The following is a 24,028-nucleotide window of genomic DNA, read 5'->3' on the forward strand; positions in this document are numbered from 1 at the left end:
CCCCCCCCGCGCCCCACCCGCTCACCGTCCACCGGCCCCCCCCCCCCGCGTGCGCGCCGCTGTGCATGGCGACCCCGAGCGCCTTCGGTGTACGACTGTTCACTGAATCGTCTATCATCGTCGGGTGACCTCCGAGACCACGCCCACCGTGCTCGACGCCCTGGCGCTCGCCACCGCCGTCGCCGATGACCTGCTGGTCGCCACCGCGCGCGACACCCACGACGCGATCTCGCGCCGCGTGCACGGCGTGGTGCGCCTCGGCACCGGCCCCGCCGGGCGCCCGGCCGAGGTGGTGCACCGCGGCATCGCGAGCGGCGTGTACGGCGCGCTCGGCGTCGGCCTGCGCGGGGCGAGCCGCGGCCTGGCCAAGGCGGCCCGGAGCGGGCGCGGGCCCGCCCTGGAGTCGCACCCTGCGGGGCGCTTCCTCAGCTCGGCCGTCAACGGCCTCATCGGCGAGGAGCTGGCACGCGAGCGCCCGGCGCTGGCGATCCGCATGGCGGTGCGGGTGGGGGAGCGCGACATCGAGCCCACCCGGCCGGCACTCACCCGCGCCTTCCCCGACGCGAGCGGGCAGGTCGTCGTCCTGCTGCACGGGTTGTGCGAGCACGAGGGCCACTGGGCGCGCGGGCGCGCCGAACGCGGCACGACCTACCCCGAGCAGCTGGCCGAGGCGGGGTGGACGCCGGTGCTGCTGCGCGCCAACACCGGGCTCGGCGTGCGGCCCAACGGCGTGGCCCTGGCCGCGCTCCTGCAGCGGATCGTCGACGAGTGGCCGGTGCCGGTCGAGCGTCTCGCCATCGTCGGTCACTCGATGGGCGGGCTGATCGCCCGCACCGCCCTCGCCGTGCGCGCCGAGCTCGGGGGACGCCGCTCGTGGGTCGACCTCGTCAGCGACGTCGTCACCCTCGGCACCCCGCATCTGGGTGCTCCGCTGGCGCGCACCGCCGACCGCGGCACCCGCGCGCTGGGTCGACTGCCGGAGTCGCGCGCCTTCGGCACCTTCATCGACCGTCGCTCGATCGGCATCCGCGACCTCCAGCTGGGCCTGGCGGAGGTCCCGCCCGAGATCTCCGGTCTGCGCTACCGCCTCGTGGCCGGCAGCCTCACCGCCCACCCCCGCCACCCGGTCGCCCGCACGCTGGGCGACCTGCTGGTCACGCCCGACTCGGCCTTCGGCATCGACCCCCGCGGGCGCGAGCTCTTCCCGCTCGCCGATCGCATCCACGTGCCGCGCGCGGGCCACTTCGACCTGCTCAACCACCCCGATGTCGCCCAGCCGCTCCTGCGCTGGCTCGCCGAGCCGAGCAGCAGGCCCGCCGTGGATCGGTCGCGGGCGGGCTGATCGCTCGGCGCCCTGGTCGACGGTTGGCTCGACGGTTGGCTCGACGGGTAGCGGGGGAAGGTGCAGCCATGCACCCCGACGAGCGTCGCGACCACGGCGGGTTCCCGCCACCCCCGCCCGGCGCCCCCGGCGCCCCCGGCCCGCCTGGCCCGGCTGGTGGGCCGTGGAACACGCCGTACCCCGCCGACCTGCCGCACTTCGCGGCCGCTCGCGAGCCGGTGCACCACCCGGCCGGTCCGGGAGTCGTCGCGATCACCGTCGCCGCCGTGTCGACCGGCTTGGGGATGGCCTACGTGGGGCTCACGTTCTTCGTGGTGATGCTGTTCTCCGAGGTGCAGGACCCCTCCTGGCGCGACGTCGACCGCGGCGCTGCGCTGTGGATCGGTCTGCCCGGTGTGATCGCGGTCGTGGCAGCCGTCCCGGCGTTCGTCGCGAGGAGCCGTCGACCGGCGGCGATCGCCGCCTCGATCTCGGGTGCCGCGGTCTGCTTCCCCCCGCTCGCCTTCGTGGTCTGGTTCTCCTACCTCGCGCTCACGGCCTGAGCGCTGCGCCACGGCGACCCGCAGGCCTCCGCCGCCGCGAGCCGCGAGCCGCGAGGCGTCACACTGACGCCATGACCATCGATCCCGCCGGCCCCCGACCCCTCCAGCCGACCTCGGACGACGCCGGGCGCACCCGAGCGATCGTGACCCGGGTAGTGGCCGCGATCGCGCTCGTGATCGCGATCGGGGAGGTCGCCCTGGCAGTGCTGGGCATCATCGGCAGTGCCACCTCGACGGGGGACGACCCGCTGGACGGCATCGGCTACTTCTTCGCGATCCTCGTCGGCATCCCGGGAGCGATCGGTCTCGTGCTCGCCTCCCTGGCCCTGGCCCTCGCCCGGCGCCCGGCCGGACCCGTCCTCGCCACGGCGGCGCTGCTCGTCCTCGTCGTCGGGCCGCCGGCCCTGCTCTACGCCCTGTGAGTCGCGCCGGACGCCCCCTGTCTGCTGTCGGCGAACAGGGCCCGGATCGCGTGGATCTGTCGGGCCGGGCGGCTAGGGTCGCAATGTGACTCAGAATCTTCGCGGTGGCCCCGGTGGGCACGAGATGAACGGTGGCGGCGGGCTCAACCTGCTCGACGACAACATCTACGGTCGCTTGCTGCGCGAGCGGATCGTGTTCCTCGGTTCGGAGGTGCGCGACCAGAACGCCAACGCGATCTGCGCGCAGCTGCTGCTGCTCTCGGCGGAGGACCCCGAGGCCGACATCTTCCTCCACATCAACAGCCCCGGCGGATCGGTCGACGCCGGCATGGCGATCTACGACACCATGAACTACATCCCCAACGACGTCGCCACGGTGGGCATGGGCCTGGCCGCCTCCATGGGCCAGTTCCTCCTCTGCGCCGGCGCCAAGGGCAAGCGCTACGCCCTGCCGCACGCGCGCATCATGATGCACCAGCCGTCGTCCGGCATGGGCGGCTCGGCCTCCGACATCAAGATCCAGGCCCAGCAGTCGCTGCACATCAAGAAGGTGCTGCTCGAGCTCATCTCCGAGCACACCGGCCAGAGCGTCGAGCAGGTCACCGAGGACGCCGACCGCGACCGCTGGTTCACCGCCAAGGAGGCCCTCGACTACGGCCTCGTCGACCAGGTCATCACCAGCGCCCGCGAGGCGTCCGACGAGGGCCGCCCGGCCCACAAGAAGGACTGAACATGAACTACTACATCCCGCAGTGGGAGGAGCGGACCTCCTACGGGTTCCGCCGCATCGACCCCTACGCCAAGCTGTTCGAGGACCGCATCATCTACCTCGGCACCCCGATCTCCGACGACGTCGCCAACGCCGTCATCGCCCAGCTGCTGTGCCTGCAGTCGATGAACCCCGACCAGGACATCAGCATCTACATCAACAGCCCCGGCGGCTCCATCACCGCGCTCGCGGCGATCTACGACACCATCCAGTTCATCAAGCCCGACGTGCAGACGGTGTGCATCGGCCAGGCCGCCTCGGCCGCCGCGATCCTGCTCGGCGCGGGCGCCAAGGGCAAGCGCCTGGCGCTGCCCAACAGCCGCATCCTGATCCACCAGCCCTACACCGAGGGCACCTTCGGCCAGACCTCCGACATCGAGATCCAGGCCAACGAGATCCTGCGCATGCGCGAGATGCTCGAGCGCATGATCAGCGACCACTCCGGCAAGCCGATCGAGGAGGTCAGCCGCGACATCGAGCGCGACAAGATCCTCACCGCGCCCGAGGCCATCGAGTACGGCCTGATCGACTCGATCCTGCAGTCCCTGAAGACGCCGGCCCTCGTCTGAGCCTCGTCCCGGCCGATAGGTCATCGAAGTACCAAGTAGAGACGTCGAACCCGCGTCCCCGTGTCCCGCTCCCAACCGAGCGGGTCACGGGGTACGGTCGGTGGGTTCACATCGCAAGGAGGATCCGTGGCACGCATCGGTGACGGTGGCGACCTGCTCAAGTGCTCGTTCTGCGGCAAGAGCCAGAAGCAGGTCAAGAAGCTCATCGCAGGCCCGGGGGTGTACATCTGCGACGAGTGCATCGACCTGTGCAACGAGATCATCGAGGAGGAGCTCGCCGAGGGCACGGAGGTCGAGCTCGCCGACCTGCCGAAGCCCAAGGAGATCTTCGAGTTCCTCAACTCCTACGTGATCGGCCAGGAGCAGGCGAAGAAGTCCCTCGCCGTCGCGGTCTACAACCACTACAAGCGCGTCCAGGCCGGCGTCCAGCCCGGTGTCGGCGCCGACCGCGGCAAGCACACCAAGGACGAGGTCGTCGAGGTCGCCAAGTCCAACATCCTCGTCATCGGTCCCACCGGATGCGGCAAGACCTACCTGGCCCAGACCCTGGCCCGCATGCTCAACGTGCCGTTCGCGATCGCCGACGCCACCGCGCTCACCGAGGCCGGTTATGTCGGCGAGGACGTCGAGAACATCCTCCTCAAGCTCATCCAGGCCGCCGACTACGACGTCAAGAAGGCCGAGACGGGCATCATCTACATCGACGAGATCGACAAGGTGGCCCGCAAGGCCGAGAACCCCTCGATCACGCGCGACGTCTCCGGCGAGGGCGTCCAGCAGGCGCTGCTGAAGATCATCGAGGGCACGACCGCCTCGGTGCCGCCCCAGGGCGGTCGCAAGCACCCGCACCAGGAGTTCATCCAGATCGACACCACGAACATCCTCTTCGTGGTGGGTGGTGCCTTCGCGGGCCTCGAGCACATCATCGAGCAGCGGGTGGGCAAGAAGTCCCTCGGCTTCACCGCCGCGCCGCGCGGCGAGGCCGAGCGCAACGCCGACGACCTCCTGCAGCACGTGCGCCCCGAGGACCTCGCGAAGTTCGGCCTGATCCCCGAGTTCATCGGTCGCCTGCCGCTCATCGCCAGCGTCAGCCCGCTCGACCAGGCCGCGCTCGTCCAGATCCTCACCGAGCCCCGCAACGCGCTGGTCAAGCAGTACCAGAAGCTCTTCGAGCTCGACGGCGTCGAGCTGGAGTTCACCGACGAGGCGATCGCCGCCATCGCCGACAAGGCCCTCGAGCGGGGCACCGGTGCTCGCGGCCTGCGCGCGATCATCGAGGAAGTGCTCCTCTACGTCATGTACGACGTGCCCAGCCGCGGCGACGTCGAGAAGGTCGTCGTCACGGCCGAGACGGTCAACGACGACGTGCCGCCGCAGCTGGTGCTGCGCGAGACGAAGCCGAAGAAGAAGTCGGCCTGATCGCGCCCGGCTCACGCTCACGCACAGACGACGACGCCCCCTCCGCCAGCGGCGGAGGGGGCGTCGTCGTGCGGGACAGGTGGGCGCCTCAGAGCGGCAGGAACTTGAAGTCCGCCACGCCGGAGGCGAACTGGATGCCGCCCAGCACCAGGGTGACCGTGCCCAGGGCCAGCAGGCTCACCGCGACCTTGCGGCGGCTGAACAGCGTGGAGATACCGCCGAAGAACAGCGTCAGCGCCATGAGCACGGTCGAGAGCTCGTACTTGTCGCCGTTGTCGTCGGCCGCCGCGCCGTCGGCGTAGAACTTCTTGGCGTCCTCCTCGAGGCCGGCCGCGGTGGCGAAGTCCTCGATCGCGTAGGGGTTGTCCTCGGCGTCGGTGTCGAAGGGCGTGATGGCCTCGTCGGAGTTCTGCCACCAGTCGACCGCGGCCTGGAGGTTCTCGCTCATGAGCGTCGTCAGGTACTCGCTGAGGTCGGCGTTGCCCTCCTGCGTGGCCGTCGCGTACGCCACGAACAGCTGCTGGTCCTGCGCCGCGGTGGTGTTGCCCTGGGCGTAGAAGGCGTTCGCGTCGTTCAGGGTGCGCGTCGAGTTCGTGTAGCCCTGCAAGGCCTCACCGTCCTTGAGCGCGGCGTTGTAGGCCGAGAGGGCGGTGAAGGTGGCGGCCAGACCCAGCAGCAGAGCAGCGACGATCTGGAGCTTGTTGTCGGCGGGCTCGGCGGGAGCCTCGATGAAGGTGTCACTCACGCTAAGGAAGGCTAAAGGTGAGTGAGGTCGCGCGTCCTCGGAATGCGTCAGGCCGGGACCGGACGAACCTCACAGGGGATCGTCGGTCCCGGCCTGAGTCGAGCGGGTGGTGCTGCGCGTCAGCCGGCGGTGTCCTCGGCGGGCGCGATCTCGGCGTCCACGCTGATCTCAGCGGCGTCGTCGACGACGGTGAACACGAGGTCGCCGGTGATCTTGCCGGCCGCGACCAGGTCGGCGGCGGCCGACTCGGCGGCACGCACGGCCTTCTCCGGCCCCCGCACCTCGGCTCGCGCGAGCGGGGTCTTCATGGTGACCTTGGCCTTGGACTTGGCCCCGCGCAGACCGCCCAGCGCAGCCGCGACCGCGTCGATCGCGGAGCCGTCGGCCGCCGCCGCCGAGCCGAGCTCGTTGACGACCGGCCACGCCGCGCGGTGCACCGAGCCCTCCTGCCACCACGACCAGACCTCCTCGGTGACGTAGGGGAGGAAGGGGGCGAGCAGGCGCAGCTGCACCTGCAGGGCGAGGGCGAGGGTGGAGCGGGCGGAGTCGGCGGCGTCGCCCTCGGCGGCGTAGGCGCGCTCCTTGACCAGCTCGAGGTAGTCGTCGCAGAACTCCCAGAAGAACTTCTCGCTGACCTCGAGCGCCGTGGTGTAGTCGTAGGCCTCGAACGCCTCCGTCGCCCTGCGGACGACGCCCGCCAGCCGCCCGAGCAGCGCGACGTCGACCGGCTGGCTGACCCGCGAGGGCGCGAAGTCGACCGCGCCCACGCTGCCGAGCACGAACTTGGAGGCGTTGAGCACCTTCATCGCCAGGCGGCGCCCGACCTTCATCTGGGTCTCGTCGAAGGGGGAGTCGAGCCCGGGGCGGGCGATCGCGGCGCGCCAGCGCACGGCGTCCGCGCCGTACTTGTCGAGGATCTCGTTGGGCACGACGACGTTGCCCTTGGACTTCGACATCTTCTTGCGGTCGGGGTCGACGATGAAGCCCGAGATCATCGCGTGGGTCCAGGGCGCGGCGCCGTTCTCGAAGTGCGCGCGCACGACGCGACCGAACAGCCAGGTGCGGATGATGTCGTGGGCGTGGGTGCACAGGTCCATCGGGAAGACGCGCGACCACAGGTCGGGGTCGGACTCCCAGCCGCCGGCGATGTGCGGGGTGAGCGAGGAGGTGGCCCAGGTGTCCATGACGTCGGGGTCGCCGATGAAGCCGCCGGGCTTGCCGCGCTGCTCCTCGGTGTAGCCGGCCGGCGCCTGTGTGGAGGGGTCGATCGGCAGCTCGGCCTCGGTGGGCAGGAGCAGGCGGTCGTAGTCGGGCTCGCCCTCGGCGTCGAGGGGGTACCAGACCGGGAAGGGGATGCCGAAGAAGCGCTGGCGCGAGATCAGCCAGTCGCCGTTGAGGCCGCCGACCCAGTTGTCGTAGCGGTGGCGCATGTGCGGCGGTAGCCACTCGATCTCCCCGCCGCGGGCGATCATCTGCTCGCGCACGCCGGCGTCGCGGCCGCCGTTGCGGATGTACCACTGGCGGGTGGAGACGATCTCGAGGGGCTTGTCGCCCTTCTCGTAGAAGTTCGCCATGCGCTGGGTGGGCTGGGGTTCGCCGTCGAGGTCGCCGCTCTCCTTGAGCTGCGCCACGACGCTCTCGCGCGCCGAGTGCACGGTCTTGCCGTGCAGGGGCTCGAAGGCTGCGGCTGCGGCCTCGCCGGTGAGCCACTCCGGCAGCTCGCGGGTGAAGCGGCCGTCGCGCCCGATGACGGTGCGCACGGGCAGCTGCAGCTCGCGCCACCACTGGACGTCGGTGAGGTCACCGAAGGTGCAGCACATCGCGATGCCCGCGCCCTTGTCCTTCTCGGCGGCCGGGTGGGCCAGCACGGGGACCTCGACGCCGAACAGCGGTGAGGTGACCGTGGTGCCGAAGAGCGGCTGGTACCGCTCGTCGTCCGGGTGGGCGATGAGGGCGACGACCGAGGGGATGAGCTCGGGTCGGGTGGTCTCGATGAACACCTTCTGCCCGTCGGGGCGGTGGAAGGCGACGCGGTGGTAGGCGCCGGCGTAGTCGCGCGCCTCGAGCTCGGCCTGCGCCACCGCGGTCTGGAAGGTGACGTCCCACAGGGTGGGGGCCTCCTGCAGGTAGGCCTCCCCGCGGGCCAGGTTGCGCAGGAAGGCGCGCTGGCTCACGGTCTGCGCGTGCTGACCGATCGTGGTGTAGGTCGTGTTCCAGTCGACCGAGAGGCCGAGGGTGCGCCAGAGGTCCTCGAAGACCTTCTCGTCCTGCTCGACCAGCTGCTCGCACAGGGCGATGAAGTTGGGGCGGCTGATGGGCACCTGGCGCTTGGGGTCCGGCTTCTGCGGCGGGGTGAAGTCGGGGTCGAACGGCAGCGAGGGGTCGCAGCGCACGCCGAAGTAGTTCTGCACGCGGCGCTCGGTGGGCAGGCCGTTGTCGTCCCAACCCATCGGGTAGAACACCGACTTGCCCTGCATGCGCTGGAACCGGGCGATGAGGTCGGTGTGGGTGTAGGAGAACACGTGCCCCACGTGCAGGCTGCCGCTCACCGTGGGCGGCGGGGTGTCGATGGCGTAGACGTTGTCGCGCGGCTGGGTGCGGTCGAAGCCGTAGGTGTCGTCGGCCTTCCACCGCTCGGCCCACTTGGCCTCGAGACCCTCGAGGGCAGGCTTCTCCGGTACGGCCACCGCGCCGCCGTCGGCACGGGTGTCCGGGGTGTGCTGCTCTGCGGTCTCGCTCATGGGCACGAATCCTAGTTCGCACCCCGCCCGCGACCTGCAGCGAGGCCGCTCGCGGACGTCGTCCACGAGCCTCGGGATCGGACCGTTCGGAGGGGTGTGGGGCCGCTCGGATCCGGGTTAGTCTCGGCCGATGCGCCGGATCCGGGAAAGCCTGCCGCTCGCCAGGAGGCCTCGTCGCCTCGCCACCGCCCTCGCCACCGCTGCCCTCGCCGCAGCGGGCGCCGTGCTCGTGCCCGTGGGGCCGGGGGTCGCGCCCGCGCACGCCGCGGGGCCGACGTCCTTCACCATCACCGGTGCGGGCTTCGGTCACGGGCGCGGCCTGTCGCAGTACGGCGCCCAGAACGCCGCGCGCAACCTCGGCCGCACCGCCAACCAGATCCTCGACTTCTACTACCCGGGCACCACCAGCACCCGGGTGAGCGACATCCTCGCGGTGCTGCTCACCAAGGACACCGACAACGACCTCATCGTCGGCCCGCGCAGCGGTCTGAAGCTGCGCAGCCTGAAGACCAACCGCCTCTACACGCTGAACCGCGCGAACGCCGTGCGCTGGCGGGTGGTGCCGCTGGGCACCACGAGCACCCGCCTGCAGGTGATCCTCAAGGGCCGTTCGGGCTGGGTGACGCTCGGCACCGTGCCTGGTCAGACCGAGTTCCTCGCGACCGGCCCGATCCGGCTCTACCTGCCGGGCGGCAGCACCGCCACCTACCGCGGACGGCTCCGCTCCGTCGTCACCTCCGAGGGCCGACGCAGCGTCAACATCGTCGCGCTCGAGGACTACCTGCGCGGCGTGGTGCCGGCCGAGGTGCCGGCCCTCTGGCACCCCCAGGCCGTGCGGGCCCAGGCGGTGGCGGCGCGCACCTACGCCGTCTACGAGCGACGCAACTACACCGGCACCCGGCCCTACCAGCTCTGCGACACCTCGCTGTGCCAGGTCTACCGGGGCGTGGACGCCGAGCACCCGGCGTCCGACCAGGCGGTGGCCGCCACCAGGGGCGTCGTGCGGGTCTCGGGCGGGCGGGTGATCTTCTCGCAGTTCAGCGCCAGCAACGGCGGTTGGTCGACCGCGGGCACCCAGCCCTACCTGGTGGCGCGACGCGACCCGTGGGACCTCTGGTCGGGCAACCCCTACCGAGCCTGGAGCGTCTCGCTGTCGGCCGCGAAGGTCGAGGCCGCCTACCCCGCGATCGGCGACCTGCTCGATATCCGGGTCACCAACGACGCCGCGCAGGGCGGGCGGGCCACGAGCGTCGTGCTCGACGGCGCCAGCGCCGACACCACGCTCACCGCCGACCGCTTCCGCAGCGTGTTCGGCCTGCGCTCGACGATGTTCCGACGCGGCTGACCCGTCGGGTCGGGAGGGGCCGCGCCTCAGGCGGCGGCGCGGCGCGGGCGCCCGGCCCGCAGCACCGCGCGGACGACGAGCCCGGCCACGAGCGCCCAGAACGCGGCGCCGATGCCGAGCACCGTGACTCCCGAGGCGGCGACCACGAGGGTCGCTGCCACCGCCTCCCGGTCGGCGGTCTCGGCCAGCGCGTCGGCCAGCGAGGCGGCGAAGGTGCCGAGCAGCGCCAGGCCGGCGGCGGCCTGCATGAGGCCGTCGGGTGCGGCGGCCACCATGGCCGCCAGCCCGCTGCTGGCGACGGCGAGGGCGAGGTAGACCCCGGCGGCGGTGACGGCGGCGATCCAGCGCCGCTCGCGGTCGGCTGCCGCGGTCGGGCCCGCCGAGAGCGCCGCGGTGATCGCGGCGAGGTTGACGGCGTGGCCACCCGAAGGCGCGCCCGCGATCGTGGCCAACCCGGTGACGGTGAGGGTCTCGCGCCAGGGCACGCTGAAGCCGAACCCGCGCATCACCGCGACTCCCGGCACGTTCTGCGAGGCCATCGTGACCACGTAGAGCGGCAGGGCCAGGCCCACCATCGCGGAGGTCGACCAGGCGGGCGTCGTCCACGACAGGGTGGGGACGAGGGCGTCGGCGGGCACGTGGGAGCTCAGCAGCACGGTGGCCAGCGCCACGGCGAGGGCGCCGGGCACGGCCCAGCGCGGTGCGGGGCGCAGCAGCACCAGCCAGGTGAGCACCACCGGCGCCACTGCGGCGGGGGAGTCGACCAGCGCGGTGACCGGCGCGATGCACAGCGGCAGCAGGACGCCGGCCAGCATGGCTCGCGCGAGGCTCACCGGGATCGCGGCGACGAGATCGCCCAGCCGGGGCACGAGGGCGGTGAGCACGATGAGCACGCCGGTGCCCACGAAGGCGCCCACCGCGGCGGACCAGCCCCCGGCGACCCCGCCGGTGGTGGCGAGCAGGGCGGCGCCCGGGGTCGACCAGGCCAGGGAGATCGGGATCCGGTGGCGCAGCGTCAGCCAGAGCATGCCGGAGGCCTGGGCGGCGCAGAGCGTGGCGAGCCCCGAGGCCGCCTGCGCGGAGGTGGCGCCCACCGCGGCCAGGCCCGCGAGCACCACCACGAACGAGCTGCTGAAGCCCACCACGGCCGTGATGACGCCGGCCAGCACCGGGCTGTGACCGGCGCCGGCGCCGTCCGCGGATGCGACCGGTGCGGCCGGCTGCGGGGGGATGCTGCTCACCCGGTGCTCCTCGTTCTGCCGCTCCCCGCCTCTCGCGGGGTCGGCGACCAACCTAGTGGTCGTGAGCGGGCTCGCCGGCGCGGGCGCGCGGCGTCAGGAGGAGGTCGGAGCGGGTCAGAACGGCGGAGCGCCCAGGGCTCCGACGCGCAGGCGACCCCACGGGTCAGGGTCGTTGAGTCGCGCGGGTGCCTCGCCGTGGGGGGTGCGCAGCACGACCTCGGCGCCGCTGCGGATGCCGGCACCGGTGAGCGCGCCCGCGTCGTCCACGCGGCCGTACCAGTGGAAGCGGCCGTCGAGGGGCTGGAAGAGGCCGCGCAGCACCACGCGCACCGCCACCTCCCCGCCCTCGTGGACGACGATCGCCGGGCCGGAGTAGCTCTCCTCCGGCTCGTGCTCGCTGGTGCCGGGGGTGACCGCGACGGGCTCGGCGCTCACGGGGTGTCCTCCTCGCGGGGCAGCAGGTGGACGACGACGGAGTCGTCGCCGAAGGCGGTGAGGTCGACGCCGTGCTCGGCGAGCGCACCCGCCAGGCCGTGCCAGATGAGGTCGGCGAGGTAGCGCACGGCAGCGCCCCGGCTGAGCGTGCGGCGCTCGAGCCACCAGCGGCCCACGGCGTCGCCCATGCCCACCAGCGAGTGCGCCCACGGCTCCGCGGCGCCCGCGTCGCCGCCCAGGTCGCGCAGGACCTCGCCGAGGATCCGGGTGAACTTGGCGGCGATGCGGGTGCGGCCGTCGGCGAGGGGGTCGCCGCCACCGGTGCGCGGGGCGGTGAGCAGGAGGAAGGCCGCGGGGTGCTCGGCGAGGGTGTCGACGTAGGCGGCCACGCCGGCGGTGACGCGATCACGGGCCGCGGCCGGTGCGGTGACCGCCTCGACGATGCGCTGGAGCAGGAGGTCGGCCGCCCAGGAGCCGACCGCGGCGTGCAGCTCGTCCTTGTCGGAGAAGTAGCGGTAGAGCACGGGCTTGCTCACCCCCGCCTCGGCCGCGATGTCGGCCACCGACGCCTCGGTGCCGAGGGTGTCGATGGCGCGCACCGCGGCGGCCACCAGCTCGGCTCGTCTCTCGGCCCGGTGCTGGTCCCAGCGGGTGGTGCGCCCGTCGCTCTTGACTCCTGCCATGAGGCACAGAGTAGCGTTATGCGTTACCGGAGGTAATACCTAACTTCGATCGTCCTGGGAGGGACCATGACCGTCACCGAACCGGCCCGCGAGCGCGCGACCGAGCGGCTGCTGCGCTCGGCAGCACGTCAGTCCTACGACCCCGACATCGACATCGACTGGGACGCCCCGCCGGTGCCCGGGCTGTGGTGGATGCAGCCGGAGCGGATGTCGCTCTACGGCACGCCGCTGTGGGACCGGCTCACCCCCGAGCAGCGCATCACCCTCTCGGCCCACGAGCTGGCCAGCATCGCGAGCGTCGGCATCTGGTTCGAGGTCGTGCTCATGCAGCTGCTGCTGCGCCAGGTGTACGCCGGCGATCCGCGCGACGCGCGCACCCACTTCGCGCTCACCGAGGTGGGCGACGAGACCCGGCACGCGGTGATGTTCGGCCGCGCCGTGGCCGCGATGGGGGTGCCGGCCTACGGGCCCCGACCGGCCATGAAGCGCATCGGACGCCTCGGTCAGGTCGCGCTGTACGGCCCCAGCGCCTACGCCGGCATCCTCATCGGGGAGGAGCCGGTCGACCGCTGGCAGCGTGAGCTCGCGCGCGACGAGCGCGTCCAGCCGCTCGCGCGGATGGTGGCGCGCATCCACGTCACCGAGGAGGCGCGCCACGTGACGTTCGCCCGCGAGGAGCTGGCCCAGGCCACGGCGCGCCCGATGGGCCGCACCGAGCTGCGCTGGCACCAGTCGATCACCGCGCGCATCGGCTACTGCACGATGCGCTCGCTCGTGCACCCTGACGCCTACGCCGCGGTCGGTCTCGATCCCGCCGAGGCGCGCCGGGTGGCGCTCGGCAACGAGCACTACCGCGCGACCATCGCCTGGATGGGGGAGAAGGTCGTGCCCTTCCTCGCCGAGCAGGGACTCGTCGCCGAGCGCCACCGCAAGATCTGGCGGGCGTCCTTCCTGATGCCCTGACCGCGCCCGCGATCGGCTCGGGCTGGGGCTCGAGGTCGGGCTCGGGGTCGGGCTCAGCCCTCGAACTCGGCCCGGGCGGCGAGCACCCGCTCGTAGACGTCGCGGTCGAGGGCGGCGCCCTCGCGGCGCACGTCGTCGACGGGCACGACGAGAAGGCGGTTGAGCCGCACCTCGCTGGGGCGGCCCTGGCGGTCCCAGCCGCCGGTGCCGACATCCATCCACCGCCGGCCGGCCCGCTCCTCCTGGGCGGCGTCGCGGTCGTGGTCCTTGCTGGTCATCACCAGGCACCGGACCGCGGATCGCCCGTCGTCGGTGGTGTCGGTGCCGATCACGAGCACCGGGCGGTCCTTGCCCTGCTGCGGGTCGTCCTCGTAGGGCACCCACGTCCACACGACCTCGCCGGGATCGGGGTGGCCGTCGGGCCGGGGACGGTAGTCGCTGTCGCTCACGGTGGACTCCTTCGTCGCGGGTGCGGGTTCGGGTGCGTGCCGGGGTGCCGTCCGGGCGGCCGGTGGGCCGAGTGCGACGGCGGCGCTCGGGGCCGAGGTGCCGACCAGGAACGGTTCCAGCAGACCGGGCGTGGCGGCTCGTGCCAGGGCGACGGCGTCGCCGACGGGGATGTCGAGCGCGTCGACGTGGCCGCGCCCGCCCGCGGTGGTGGCCGCGAGGTGGACGAGGCCGAGGCGTCGCTGGAACCAGGTGGCGCGCGTCGTCCACCCGATGACGTGGTCGGTGGCGAGCGCCTCGCGGCGACGCGTCAGCGAGCCCGAGCGCACCACGAGGTGGCTCGCCCCGCGCCGGCGCGGATCGGGGACGAGGGCGTGGCCGAGCGCGCGCCAGCGGTCGCCGGCCAGCGCGAGCGCGCCCAGGGCGAGCGGCACGAGCAGCACGAGGACGACGCCCGGTGCGCCGCCGAGCACAGCCAGCACCAGCAGCGCGCCCGGCACCGCGGCGCCGGCCGCGGCCCGGGTGAAGCGGCGTCGGCGAGCGGCCGGCCCGTGGGTGCGCAGGGCGGCCTCGAGGGGTGTGCCGGAGCCGAGGACGACGCCCGCCGCCCCCGTGACCGTTGCGGCCGGAGCCGGGGGCACGAGGGCGGCCGCACCGACACCGGGCGCGCGGGCCAGACCCGTCACGATGCCGTCGAGGCGACGGCCCCTGGCCACGCGCAGCAGCAGCGGTTCGCCGAGGGAGACCCCGGCCAGCCGGTCGACGTCGATGCTCGTCTCGCGACGTGTCAGGAGACCTCGACGAACGTGCCAGGCGGAACCCTCGCGGCTGAGGACGAAGCCGCCGTTGAGCACCAGGTAGGAGCCCAGGGCGATGAGCCCGATCAGGGCGATCCCGCCGGCGGCCAGCGAGGCGACGAGCAGGATCGAGAACTGGTCGACGCGGCCGAGGTCGCGCTCGTCGAGGCCCACGATGCGCGGCAGGCCGGTCTCGCTCGCCAGCTGCCCCGCGCCACCGGCGACCGCGCCGACGGCCAGCAGCGCCGTGCCGCTGAAGGGGGCGTAGAGGAGCCAGCGGGGCTCGAAGCGCGCGAGCACCGTGCGCTGTGTCGAGCCGGAGGAGCCTCCGGCGCCCGTCGCGTCACCGGTGCCCGCCACAGCATCGGCCCCTGCGCCGAGGCGTTGCTCGAGCAGGCGCACCCGCAGGCCCGCCGCGACCTCGCGCGGCAGGGCGTCGAGCTCGAGCCGCTCGTCGTCGTCGCCCACCACGCTGCCGGTGCCGATGGCGACGGTCGCGAGGCCGAGGACGCGGTGGATCGGCGAGGCGGTGAGGTCGACCGTGCGCACCCGTTCGAGGCGGGCGGCCAGGGTGTGGCGCTGGAGCAGGCCTCGGCGCACCTCGATGCGCTGCTCGGTGATGCGCCAGGTCGTGGTCAGGTAGCGCACGACGCCGAGCGTCACCGGCACCGCCACCGCGACGAGCCCCCACGGGCCGGTGCCGGAGGCGCCGCCGGCGACGAGCAGGCCGAGCAGCGCCGGCCAGAAGCGCACCAGTTCCCGCACCGGGTGCACGAGCAGCATGCGCGGGTCGAGGCGCTGCCAGGTGCCCGCCGGCTCCGAGGCCCACGGTGCCGGGGGCGGCGGCGGCATCGACGGCACCCCTGGCGCGTCCGGCGTCCCCGGACTCACGTGGCGTCCCCGCCGGCGTCCTCGGCGCGCCGCGTGAGCTCGTCGGCCAGGCGGACCGCGATCTGCTGGTCGAGCCCCTCGATCTGCAGGGCGCCGGCGGCGGAGGCGGTGGTGAGGGTGAGCGTGGCGAGTCCGAACAGGCGAGCGAGCGGCCCCTGGGAGAAGTCGACGGTCTGCACCCGCGACATCGGGGCGATGCGGCGCTCGCGCGCCCACCAGCCGCGCTGGGTGTACACGGCCGTGGCCGAGACCTCCCAGCGGTGCACGCGGTAGCGCCACTGGGGCACCACGACCGCGGCGACGACCGCGGCGGCGGCCGCGGCGCCGGCGAGCCACCAGCGCACCGCGTCGGGGGCCCACACCGCCGCCGCCACGATCGCGGCGGCGGCGGTGGCGGCGGCCTCGAGCGCCACCTCGACGTGCCACATCGCCAGCGCCCGCGGGCTGACGCGCTGGGCGGGATCGCGCAGGTCGGTCACACCGGTGAGCCTACGAGCCCCGCGGTGCGGTCTCGACGTCGCGGCGCCCCCGCTCTCGTGCGCTGGGGCTCAGCCCCGGCGGATGCGCGGTGAGACGGCCAGTGCGTCACCGCGGAAGCCGCGGGCGAAGGCGTCGTCCACGCGGGCCGAGGGCTGGAAGACGTTGCTGCTCACCCCGAGGGTGAGTCGCACGGCGGAGGGGCGGCCGATGCAGCGCGCGGGCACGCGGACGCGGGCGACGGTGAGCCGGTCGACGTAGGAGATGCTGAAGCCGGAGCAGCGTGAGCGCCCGTCGCGGCCCTTGCTGAGGAAGTAGGAGCCGCGCTGGCCGGCCACGACCCGCTCGAACAGGTAGGTGCGGGCGGGGGTCTTGATCGTGCCGGTGAGACCGAAGTTGCTCGTGGGCACGGGTGCGGCGAAGCGCACCCGGATCTCGAGCAGCGATCCGCTGAGGGTCACGGCGGTGCGACGCACGTCGGGCACCGTGGCGGCCGGCACCGGGATGTAGGAGCTGGAGCCGCTGCGCGGCACCTGGACGACGTCGCGCGCGGCGTCGCCGTAGACGCGCACGGTGGCGGCCTCGGCTGCGGGGGCGGCGACGATCGCGGCCGGCACCGCGGCGGCACCGAGGGCGAGCGCCGCAGCGAGCAGGCGGCCGACGCGGCGCGAGCGGCCGGGGCCGGGGGTGGAGGTCGTGGCGGGCAGGGCTGAGTTCGGGCGTCCCGAGAGAAGGAGATTCACGGGCACCACCCTCGCAGATGCCTCCGACGCTCGCCGAGTCCGACCTCGTCGCTGTGCGCCGCAGCCCCCGCGCCGAGGGGGCACGGGGGCTGCGGAGGCGGGCGTCGAGGGACTCAGCTGCGGCGGATCGGGCCGGAGACCCCGAGGGTGTCGCCGAGGGTGCGCGAGAACGCGTCGTCGGCGAAGGAGGTCTCGTCGAGCACGTCGGTGATGACGCCGAAGCCGACGCGCACCCGGCTCGGCTTGCCGATGCAGGCGGCCGGCACGCGGACGACGGCCACGCGACGCCCCTCGACGAAGCGCACGCTGAGGCCCCGGCACCGGACCTTGTCGCCGTTGCTGCGCGTGAGCTCGGTGCTGCTGACCGCTCCGGCGCGCACGCTCGAGAACTCGAAGGAGCGTCGGGGGGTCTTCACCCCGCCCAGGACGGCGACGCTGGAGCCCGACACCGGCGCGGCGAAGCGCACGCGCAGGGCGAGGGTGGAGCGGGTCAGGCGCACGGCGGTGCGGCGGATGTCGGGCACCAGCACGGTCGGGTCCGGCGTGGAGACATCGCCGTTCTCGGTGACGCGGTGCACGTCGCGCGATGCGTCGGTGAACACCTTGACCGGTGCGGACCCGCTCGCCGCATCACGCCCGAGGCCGCCGCTCCCGGCGGGGGAGCGACGGTCTCGTGGGACGTGGTGATGCGCTGCTTCGGGCGCGAGCCCGGGTCAGCGCCGGCGGATCGGCGGCGAGTAGGCGAGCTCGGGCTTGATCCCGGTGAGGAACGCGTCGTCGGCGTAGGTCACTCCGACCGGAGCGTCGGCGGTGCCCTCCGTCCGGCTCGTGAGGACGCCGACGCCGACCCGCACCCGCTCGGGTCGACCGATGCAGCGAGCGGGGATGCGGATCACCGCGGCGCGACGGCCCTCGACGAAGCGGACGCTGAAACCGCGGCACTCGATCTCACCGTTGCGGCCGCTCAGCTCGGAGAAGCTGAAGGCGCCGAACCCGAAGCGGACCACGTCGAAGGTGCGTCGCGGCGTCTTCACCTGCCCGATGACGACCACGCTGTCGCCCGACACCGGGGCCGCGAAGCGCACCCGCAGGGCGAGCGTCGTGCGGGTCAGGCGCACGCCGGTGCGGCGGACGTCAGGCACGATCGCCGTGGGGTCGGGCGCGAACTCCGCCTCGGGGTCCGCCGTGGGCGCCTGGCTCGGCGACTCGGTGGCCTCGGTCGGCGCGGTCGTGCTCAAGGTCGGGTCGGACGACGCGCTGGAGGACGGGTCGGAGGGCTGGGACGGATCGGGCGAGACGCTCGTGGACTGCGAGGAGTCGGAGGCGGGCGCAGCGAGGGATCGCCACAGCGGCGCCTTCGCGCCACGTCGGAAGTCCTCGTCGTCGAGCGGAATGCTCACCTTGACGACGTCGCGGCCGGCGTCGCGCACCACGGTGACGGGTCCGACGCGCACGGAGGAGGCGCGAGCAGCGGTCGCGTCGTCGCGGGCGTCGGCGTCCGCTGTGGCGACGAACAGTGCCGCGGGGACGGCGAGGCCGGCGAGTGCGGCAGTGAGGGCGACGCCGCGCGGGCGTCGTCCACGGGTGGGGGTGGAGGGGTGGGGGGTCGGGTGGTCCGAGAGGGAGCTGTTCATGGCGAGCACCCTCGCAGAGGCGGCACGATCCCGTCCGACGAATCGCCCGGTGCGCGGGTGAAATCGGCGAGGGCCCCGCATCCGTGGGATGCGGGGCCCTCACCGGTGTCGCGGGCGGCCGGCCGGGCCGGTGCCGCGACGGGAGTCGTCGGCGTCAGTCCTTGAGCTCGCAGATGACCTCGCCGTTGCCGACCGTGGCGCCGACCTCCGCGCTCAGGCCGGTGACGGTGCCCGCCTTGTGGGCCTGGAGGGGCTGCTCCCTCTTCATGGCCTCGATGACGACGACCACGTCGCCCTCGGCCACGCTCTGGCCCTCCTCGACCGCGATCTTGACGACCGTGCCCTGCATCGGGCTGGTGACCGAGTCGCCCGAGGCGGCTGCGCCGGCCTTCTTGCCCGCGGCACGCTTGGGCTTCTTGGCGCCGCCCGCGGCCGGGCCGGCGCCGATGCCGCCGAGCCCGGCGGGCAGGACGACCTCGACGCGCTTGCCGCCGACCTCGACCACCACGGTCTGCTTCTCGCCGGCCTCCTCGGCCTCGCCCGCGGCGCCGCCGTAGGGGGTGATCTGGTTGTCGAAGTCGGTCTCGATCCAGGTCGTGTAGACGTCGAAGGAACCCTCGCCCGTGGGGTTGGACGCACCGACCCAGGCCGGGTCGCGGGTGATGACCTCGTGGAAGGTGATGGCGGTGGGCATGCCGTCGACCTCGAACTCGCTCAGCGCGCGGCGCGAGCGCTCGATCGCCTGGGTGCGGGTGGCGCCGGTGACGATGAGCTTGGCCACGAGCGAGTCGAACGCGCCGGGCACGGTCTCGCCCTTCTCGTAGCCGCCGTCGACGCGCACGCCCGGGCCCTGCGGCGGGTTCCACGCGGTGAGGGTGCCGGGGGCCGGCATGAAGTTGTTGCCGCCGTCCTCAGCGTTGATGCGGTACTCGATGGAGTGGCCGCGGATCTCGGGGTCGCCGTAGCCGAGCTCCTCGCCCGCGGCGATGCGGAACATCTCGCGCACGAGGTCGAGGCCGGTGACCTCCTCGGAGACGCAGTGCTCGACCTGCAGGCGGGTGTTGACCTCGAGGAAGGAGATGGTGCCGTCGGCGGCCACGAGGAACTCGCAGGTGCCGGCGCCGACGTAGCCGGCCTCCTTGAGGATCGCCTTCGAGGAGGAGTAGAGGCGCTCGATCTGGTCGTCGCTGAGGAACGGCGCGGGGGCCTCCTCGACGAGCTTCTGGTGGCGACGCTGCAGCGAGCAGTCGCGGGTGGAGACGACCACGACGTTGCCGTGCTTGTCGGCCAGGCACTGGGTCTCGACGTGACGCGGCTTGTCGAGGAACTTCTCGACGAGGCACTCGCCGCGGCCGAAGGCGCCGATGGCCTCGCGGGTGGCGGACTCGAAGAGCTCGGGGATCTCCTCGATCGTGCGGGCGACCTTGAGGCCGCGGCCGCCGCCGCCGAAGACGGCCTTGATCGCCACGGGCAGGCCGTGCTCGTTGGCGAAGGCGATGATCTCGTCGGCGTCCTTGACGGGGTCCTTGAGGCCGGGGGCCAGGGGAGCGCCGGCGGTGAGCGCGATCTGCTTGGCCTTGGCCTTGTCGCCGAGCGCGTCGATGGCGTCGGGCGAGGGGCCGATCCAGATCAGCCCGGCGTCGATGACGGCCTGGGCGAACTGGGCGTTCTCGGCGAGGAAGCCGTAGCCGGGGTGCACCGAGTCGGCGCCGGACTTCAGTGCGACGTCCACGATCTTCTCGATCGAGAGGTAGGAGTCGGCCGGGGTGGCGCCGCCCAGGGAGTAGGCCTCGTCGGCCAGGCGCACGAACAGCGCGTTGGCGTCGGGCTCGGCGTAGACGGCGACGCTTTCGATGCCGGCGTCCTTCGCGGCGCGGATGACGCGGACCGCGATCTCTCCGCGGTTGGCGATCAGGACCTTGCGCAGCGGCTGCACGGACTGGGACACAACAGAACTCCTGTCGAGCGGTCATCGGGCGGCGGCGGTGGTACGCCGAGACCGGAGTCTAGGGGTAGGCCCGAGCGAGGAGCCGTCGGCATCCGAGGACCGGTCAGGGGTGACCGGTCTGCACCTCGGCGACCTCGTCGGGACGGCGCTCCGAGGTGGTTAACAAACGCTAACCATGCGTCGTACGATGGGCCCATGACCTTCGAGCTGTCGCGCGAGCACGAGGAGTTCCGCCGCACCGTGCGGGACTTCGCCGCCTCCACCATCGCCCCGCACGTGGCCCAGTGGGACCGAGACCACCACTTCCCGACCGACGTCGTGCAGCAGATGGGCGAGCTGGGTCTCTTCGGCCTCACCGCACCCGAGGAGTTCGGCGGTGCCGGCATCGACGCCGCCGACGGCCCCTTCACCTCGCTGTGCATCGCCATCGAGGAGATCGGTCGCGTCGACCAGTCGATGGGCATCACCCTCGAGGCGGGCGTCAGCCTCGGCATCAACCCGATCCTCACCTTCGGCACCGACGCCCAGCGCAAGGAGTGGCTGCCCGACCTCGTCGCGGGTCGTCGTCTGGCCGGCTTCGGTCTCACCGAGCCCGGCGCCGGCTCGGACGCCGGCGCCACCCGCACGAAGGCCGAGCTCGTCGACGGCGAGTGGGTGATCAACGGCGGCAAGCAGTTCATCACCAACTCCGGCTCGGCGATCACCAGCGTCGTCACGGTCACCGCGCGCACCGGCACCAGCGAGGCCGGCAAGCCCGAGATCTCCGCGATCATCGTGCCCTCCGGCACGCCCGGCTTCGAGGCGGGCCCGAGCTACGACAAGCTCGGCTGGCACATCTCCGACACCCACCCGCTCACGCTCACCGACGTCCGCGTGCCCGAGCAGAACCTCCTGGGCGAGCGCGGCCGCGGCTACGCGCAGTTCCTCTCCACCCTGGACGACGGCCGCGTGGCCATCGGCGCCCTCGCGGTCGGCCTCATCCAGGCCTGCGTCGACCTGTGCGTGCAGTACTCCCTCGACCGCCAGACCATGGGCGGCCCGATCGGGCGCAAGCAGGGCGTGGCCTTCCAGATCGCCGACCTCGAGGTCATGCTCCACGCCTCGCGCCTGCTCACCTACCGCGCAGCCGCGATGAAGGACGCCATGCTCGCCGGCGGTGGCCCGTCGATGAAGGAGTTCAAGCAGGCCGCCTCCATCGCCAAGCTCTACACGAGCGAGTCGGCCGTCACCGCCACCCGCATCGCCACCCAGGTCTTCGGCGGCTACGGCTTCATGGAGGAGTACCCCGTGGCGCGCTTCTACCGCGACGCCAAGATCCTCGAGATCGGCGAGGGCACCTCCGAGGTCCAGCGCATGCTCATCGCCCGCGGCCTCGGCCTGCCCGTCGAGTGACGGTGACCCCGTAGAACCCGGTGGCCGCCCCCGCCGAGGGGGAGTGCGGTTCAGTCGCTCCAGAGGTCGGTCCAGCGGTGCCCGAGCTCGCGCACCATCTGGCGCAGCAGGGGGAGGCTGACACCCACGACGTTGTGGAAGTCGCCCTCGATGGCGCTCACGAAGGCGCCTCCGCGACTGTCGACGGTGAACGCGCCGGCCACGTGCAGCGGCTCACCGGTGGCCACGTAGGCGGCGATCTCGGCGTCGTCCACGTCGGCGAAGTGCACCCTCGTCGAGCCCGTGGACGACGTGGTGCGCCGCGCTGCGACATCGGTGAGGCAGTGCCCGGTGTGCAGGACGCCGGAGCGCCCGCGCATCGCCTGCCAGCGGCGGGTGGCCTCCTCGGCGGTGCCCGGCTTGCCGAGGGCCTCCCCGTCGAGCTCGAGCACCGAGTCACAGCCCAGCACGAGGGCGTCGGCGGGGAGGTCGTCGCGTGCGGCCACGGCCCCGCACTTCAGCTGCGCCAGGCGCAGGGCGAGCTCCGCCGGCGGCGCGCTCACCTGCGATTCGTCGACCCCCGAGACGATCACCGTGGGATCGAGCCCCGCCGAGCGCAGGGTGGCGAGGCGGGCGGGGGACGCGGAACCGAGCACGAGCGTGGCCACGGCGTCACCCTACTGAGCGGGTTCGCGGCCGTCGTTCGCGCGTCGGTGCCACCTCGACGCACCATCGCTGCCACGTGGCGCACCACGCTTGCCACGTCGGCGTCAGAGGCGGGCGAGGGCCGCCTGGAGGGGGTCGAGGCCGAGCGAGCCGAGGTCGAGGGCGGCGGTGTGGAAGGCCTTGAGGTCGAAGGCGTCGCCGTGGCGGGCCCGGGCGGCGTCGCGGGCCTCGAGCCAGATCCGCTCGCCCACCTTGTACGACGGCGCCTGGCCCGGCCAGCCGAGGTAGCGGTTGACCTCGAAGCGCAGGGAGCCCTCATCCATGCGGGAGTGGGCGCGCATGAACTCGTAGACGAGGTCGGCGTCCCACACCGCGCCCGGGCGCCAGCCGAACGGGTTGTCGCCCGGCACCTCGAGGCCGAGGTGCACCCCGATGTCGACGACCACGCGGGCGGCGCGGAAGCCCTGCATGTCGAGGAACCCGAGGCGATCCCCCGGGTCCTCGAAGTAGCCGAGGTCGCCCATGAGCCGCTCGGCGTACAGCGCCCAGCCCTCGCCGTGGCCGCTGACCCAGCACATCAGCCGCTGCCAGCGGTTGAGCAGGTCGCGCTGGTGGACGGCCTGCGCGCACTGCAGGTGGTGGCCGGGGACGCCCTCGTGGAACACGGTGGTGGTCTCGCGCCAGGTGGAGAAGCGCTCGTGGTCGTCGGTGAAGGAGAACCACATCTGGCCGGGACGGCTGAAGTCGTCCGACGGCGGGGTGTACCAGGCGCCGCCGTCGTTGGTCGGGGCCACGCGGCACTGCAGGGTGCGGATGGGTTCGGCGATGTCGAAGTGGACGCCGTCGAAGCTGGCGAGGATCTCGTCGGAGCGCTGCTGTATCCAGTCCTGGAAGGCCTCGCGGCTGCCGCAGTCGCGGGCGGGGTCGGCGTCGAGGGCCGCGACCGCGTCGGCCACCGAGCCGCCCGGCACGATCCGCTGCGCGGTGGCGGCCATGTCGTCCTCGATGCGCTTGAGCTCCTCGAACCCCCAGCGGTAGGTCTCCTCGAGGTCGACACTCGCGCCGAGGAAGTAGCGCGACGCCAGCGCGTAGGCATCGCGGCCCACGCCGTCGTGCTCGCGACCGCGCGGCGCCAGCTCGGTCTCGACGAAGCGGCCGAACTCGGCGTAGGCCGCCGACGCCTGCGCCGCGGCGCGCTCGAGTGCCGGGCGCCGGCCCTCGGGCGCGGAGGCCACGACGCCGGCGAAGAAGTCGCCGCCTGCTCCCCGCTGCCCGGTCCAGCCGCGCACCTGCTCGGCCACCTCGACGTACTGGCGCTGGGCCGAGACCCGGCCGGCGGCGGCCTCCTCGAGCAGGGTGGTGCGGTAGCCGGCGAGCGCCGCCGGCACCGCGGCCAGGCGCGAGCCGATCGCGTCCCAGTCGTCGGCGGTGGCGGTGGGCATCAGGTCGAAGATCTCGCGGACGCCGTGGGCCGCGCTCGCGATCACCGAGACCTCGCTGCGCTCCACGCGCGCGTCGGCGCGCTCGACGGCCAGACCGACGCGCTCGAGGAAAGCCTCCTTGGCCACCTGCTCGCGCTCGTCGACGGGCTCGATGGCGGCGACGTCGGCGAGCGCGCGCCGCTGCAGCTCGTCCACGGCGTCCAGGCCCGCGGGGGAGAGGTCGGGCAGGTCGCCCTCGCGACCCGGCATGCCGATCGCGGTGGCGGTCAGCGGGTCGAGGGCGCAGAGGTCCTCGACGAAGCGGTCGGTGCGGGCGTCCACGAGGCGCGTCATGGCAGCGAACCTAGCCCCCGGCACGAGGACGACGAGAGCCCGCCCCGGGGACTCCGGTGCGGG

The 24,028-nt window shown here is 73.2% G+C and carries 22 protein-coding genes; 9 read left to right on the plus strand and 13 right to left on the minus strand.

Annotation, left to right across the window (positions count from 1 at the left end):
• Nucleotides 1-124: 124 nt before the first annotated feature.
• The 6 genes from ACERUN_RS02380 to clpX all read left to right on the plus strand — a co-directional run bounded on the left by ACERUN_RS02380 (nucleotide 125) and on the right by clpX (nucleotide 5,063).
• The gene (locus tag ACERUN_RS02380) at nucleotides 125-1,342 is read left to right on the plus strand and encodes a lipase family alpha/beta hydrolase (protein WP_370288056.1); all 1,218 of its coding nucleotides are present in this window, start codon (nucleotides 125-127) and stop codon (nucleotides 1,340-1,342) included.
• A 68-nt stretch (nucleotides 1,343-1,410) separates the two neighbouring features.
• On the plus strand, nucleotides 1,411-1,884 hold the full coding sequence (locus ACERUN_RS02385) for a hypothetical protein (protein ID WP_370288057.1): 474 nt from the start codon (nucleotides 1,411-1,413) through the stop codon (nucleotides 1,882-1,884).
• Nucleotides 1,885-1,955: 71 nt separating this feature from the next.
• On the plus strand, nucleotides 1,956-2,306 hold the full coding sequence (locus ACERUN_RS02390) for a hypothetical protein (RefSeq protein WP_370288058.1): 351 nt from the start codon (nucleotides 1,956-1,958) through the stop codon (nucleotides 2,304-2,306).
• Between the two features lie 124 nt (nucleotides 2,307-2,430).
• Nucleotides 2,431-3,036 (plus strand): ATP-dependent Clp protease proteolytic subunit, encoded by a 606-nt coding sequence (locus ACERUN_RS02395; RefSeq protein ID WP_370288101.1) that lies wholly within the window; start codon nucleotides 2,431-2,433, stop codon nucleotides 3,034-3,036.
• A 2-nt stretch (nucleotides 3,037-3,038) separates the two neighbouring features.
• Nucleotides 3,039-3,644, plus strand: a complete 606-nt coding sequence (locus tag ACERUN_RS02400; RefSeq protein WP_370288059.1) for an ATP-dependent Clp protease proteolytic subunit — start codon at nucleotides 3,039-3,041, stop codon at nucleotides 3,642-3,644.
• A 126-nt stretch (nucleotides 3,645-3,770) separates the two neighbouring features.
• The gene (gene clpX / locus ACERUN_RS02405; RefSeq protein ID WP_370288060.1) at nucleotides 3,771-5,063 is read left to right on the plus strand and encodes an ATP-dependent Clp protease ATP-binding subunit ClpX; all 1,293 of its coding nucleotides are present in this window, start codon (nucleotides 3,771-3,773) and stop codon (nucleotides 5,061-5,063) included.
• A gap of 88 nt (nucleotides 5,064-5,151) precedes the next feature.
• On the opposite strand, the gene ACERUN_RS02410 is transcribed toward clpX, so the two are convergent.
• Nucleotides 5,152-5,808, minus strand: coding sequence for a hypothetical protein (locus tag ACERUN_RS02410; protein WP_370288061.1), 657 nt, complete (start codon nucleotides 5,806-5,808; stop codon nucleotides 5,152-5,154).
• A 119-nt stretch (nucleotides 5,809-5,927) separates the two neighbouring features.
• Complete coding sequence (valS, locus tag ACERUN_RS02415) at nucleotides 5,928-8,549, minus strand: valine--tRNA ligase (RefSeq protein ID WP_370288062.1); 2,622 nt, start codon at nucleotides 8,547-8,549, stop codon at nucleotides 5,928-5,930.
• A gap of 130 nt (nucleotides 8,550-8,679) precedes the next feature.
• Between valS and ACERUN_RS02420 the strand changes: the two genes are divergently transcribed.
• The gene (locus ACERUN_RS02420; RefSeq protein WP_370288063.1) at nucleotides 8,680-9,894 is read left to right on the plus strand and encodes a SpoIID/LytB domain-containing protein; all 1,215 of its coding nucleotides are present in this window, start codon (nucleotides 8,680-8,682) and stop codon (nucleotides 9,892-9,894) included.
• Between the two features lie 26 nt (nucleotides 9,895-9,920).
• Here ACERUN_RS02420 and ACERUN_RS02425 read toward each other — a convergent pair whose 3' ends face one another.
• The 3 genes from ACERUN_RS02425 to ACERUN_RS02435 form a co-directional block, all read right to left on the minus strand.
• Nucleotides 9,921-11,135, minus strand: coding sequence for a benzoate/H(+) symporter BenE family transporter (locus ACERUN_RS02425; RefSeq protein ID WP_370288065.1), 1,215 nt, complete (start codon nucleotides 11,133-11,135; stop codon nucleotides 9,921-9,923).
• Between the two features lie 114 nt (nucleotides 11,136-11,249).
• Nucleotides 11,250-11,570, minus strand: a complete 321-nt coding sequence (locus ACERUN_RS02430) for a DUF4873 domain-containing protein (protein WP_370288066.1) — start codon at nucleotides 11,568-11,570, stop codon at nucleotides 11,250-11,252.
• Nucleotides 11,567-12,253, minus strand: coding sequence for a TetR/AcrR family transcriptional regulator (locus tag ACERUN_RS02435; RefSeq protein ID WP_370288067.1), 687 nt, complete (start codon nucleotides 12,251-12,253; stop codon nucleotides 11,567-11,569). Before ACERUN_RS02435 ends, ACERUN_RS02430 begins: the two co-directional genes overlap by 4 nt.
• 66 nt (nucleotides 12,254-12,319) lie before the next feature.
• Here ACERUN_RS02435 and ACERUN_RS02440 point away from each other — a divergent pair, with 66 nt between their 5' ends.
• Nucleotides 12,320-13,216: a diiron oxygenase gene (locus ACERUN_RS02440; RefSeq protein WP_370288068.1), complete on the plus strand. Its 897-nt coding sequence runs from the start codon at nucleotides 12,320-12,322 to the stop codon at nucleotides 13,214-13,216.
• A 53-nt stretch (nucleotides 13,217-13,269) separates the two neighbouring features.
• Here the strand turns inward: ACERUN_RS02440 and ACERUN_RS02445 are convergent, their stop codons facing one another.
• The 6 genes from ACERUN_RS02445 to ACERUN_RS02470 all read right to left on the minus strand — a co-directional run bounded on the left by ACERUN_RS02445 (nucleotide 13,270) and on the right by ACERUN_RS02470 (nucleotide 20,153).
• The gene (locus ACERUN_RS02445) at nucleotides 13,270-15,312 is read right to left on the minus strand and encodes a PH domain-containing protein (protein ID WP_370288069.1); all 2,043 of its coding nucleotides are present in this window, start codon (nucleotides 15,310-15,312) and stop codon (nucleotides 13,270-13,272) included.
• A gap of 35 nt (nucleotides 15,313-15,347) precedes the next feature.
• Complete coding sequence (locus tag ACERUN_RS02450; protein ID WP_370288071.1) at nucleotides 15,348-15,830, minus strand: PH domain-containing protein; 483 nt, start codon at nucleotides 15,828-15,830, stop codon at nucleotides 15,348-15,350.
• Between the two features lie 69 nt (nucleotides 15,831-15,899).
• Nucleotides 15,900-16,571 carry a hypothetical protein gene (locus ACERUN_RS02455; RefSeq protein ID WP_370288072.1) on the minus strand — a complete coding sequence of 224 codons (672 nt, stop codon included), beginning with the start codon at nucleotides 16,569-16,571 and terminating at the stop codon, nucleotides 15,900-15,902.
• A 113-nt stretch (nucleotides 16,572-16,684) separates the two neighbouring features.
• Nucleotides 16,685-17,173 (minus strand): hypothetical protein, encoded by a 489-nt coding sequence (locus tag ACERUN_RS02460; protein WP_370288073.1) that lies wholly within the window; start codon nucleotides 17,171-17,173, stop codon nucleotides 16,685-16,687.
• 111 nt (nucleotides 17,174-17,284) lie between these two features.
• On the minus strand, nucleotides 17,285-18,205 hold the full coding sequence (locus tag ACERUN_RS02465) for a hypothetical protein (protein ID WP_370288074.1): 921 nt from the start codon (nucleotides 18,203-18,205) through the stop codon (nucleotides 17,285-17,287).
• Between the two features lie 154 nt (nucleotides 18,206-18,359).
• Complete coding sequence (locus ACERUN_RS02470; RefSeq protein WP_370288075.1) at nucleotides 18,360-20,153, minus strand: biotin carboxylase N-terminal domain-containing protein; 1,794 nt, start codon at nucleotides 20,151-20,153, stop codon at nucleotides 18,360-18,362.
• Nucleotides 20,154-20,348: 195 nt separating this feature from the next.
• Between ACERUN_RS02470 and ACERUN_RS02475 the strand changes: the two genes are divergently transcribed.
• Nucleotides 20,349-21,545, plus strand: coding sequence for an acyl-CoA dehydrogenase family protein (locus ACERUN_RS02475; protein WP_370288077.1), 1,197 nt, complete (start codon nucleotides 20,349-20,351; stop codon nucleotides 21,543-21,545).
• Nucleotides 21,546-21,595: 50 nt separating this feature from the next.
• Here ACERUN_RS02475 and ACERUN_RS02480 read toward each other — a convergent pair whose 3' ends face one another.
• Both ACERUN_RS02480 and ACERUN_RS02485 read right to left on the minus strand, forming a co-directional pair.
• Nucleotides 21,596-22,192 carry a nucleoside triphosphate pyrophosphatase gene (locus tag ACERUN_RS02480; protein WP_370288079.1) on the minus strand — a complete coding sequence of 199 codons (597 nt, stop codon included), beginning with the start codon at nucleotides 22,190-22,192 and terminating at the stop codon, nucleotides 21,596-21,598.
• 102 nt (nucleotides 22,193-22,294) lie between these two features.
• Nucleotides 22,295-23,965, minus strand: coding sequence for a DUF885 domain-containing protein (locus ACERUN_RS02485; RefSeq protein ID WP_370288081.1), 1,671 nt, complete (start codon nucleotides 23,963-23,965; stop codon nucleotides 22,295-22,297).
• Between the last annotated feature and the right edge of the window lie 63 nt (nucleotides 23,966-24,028).

This window comes from Nocardioides sp., assembly GCF_964229035.1.
GTDB lineage: Bacteria > Actinomycetota > Actinomycetes > Propionibacteriales > Nocardioidaceae > Nocardioides.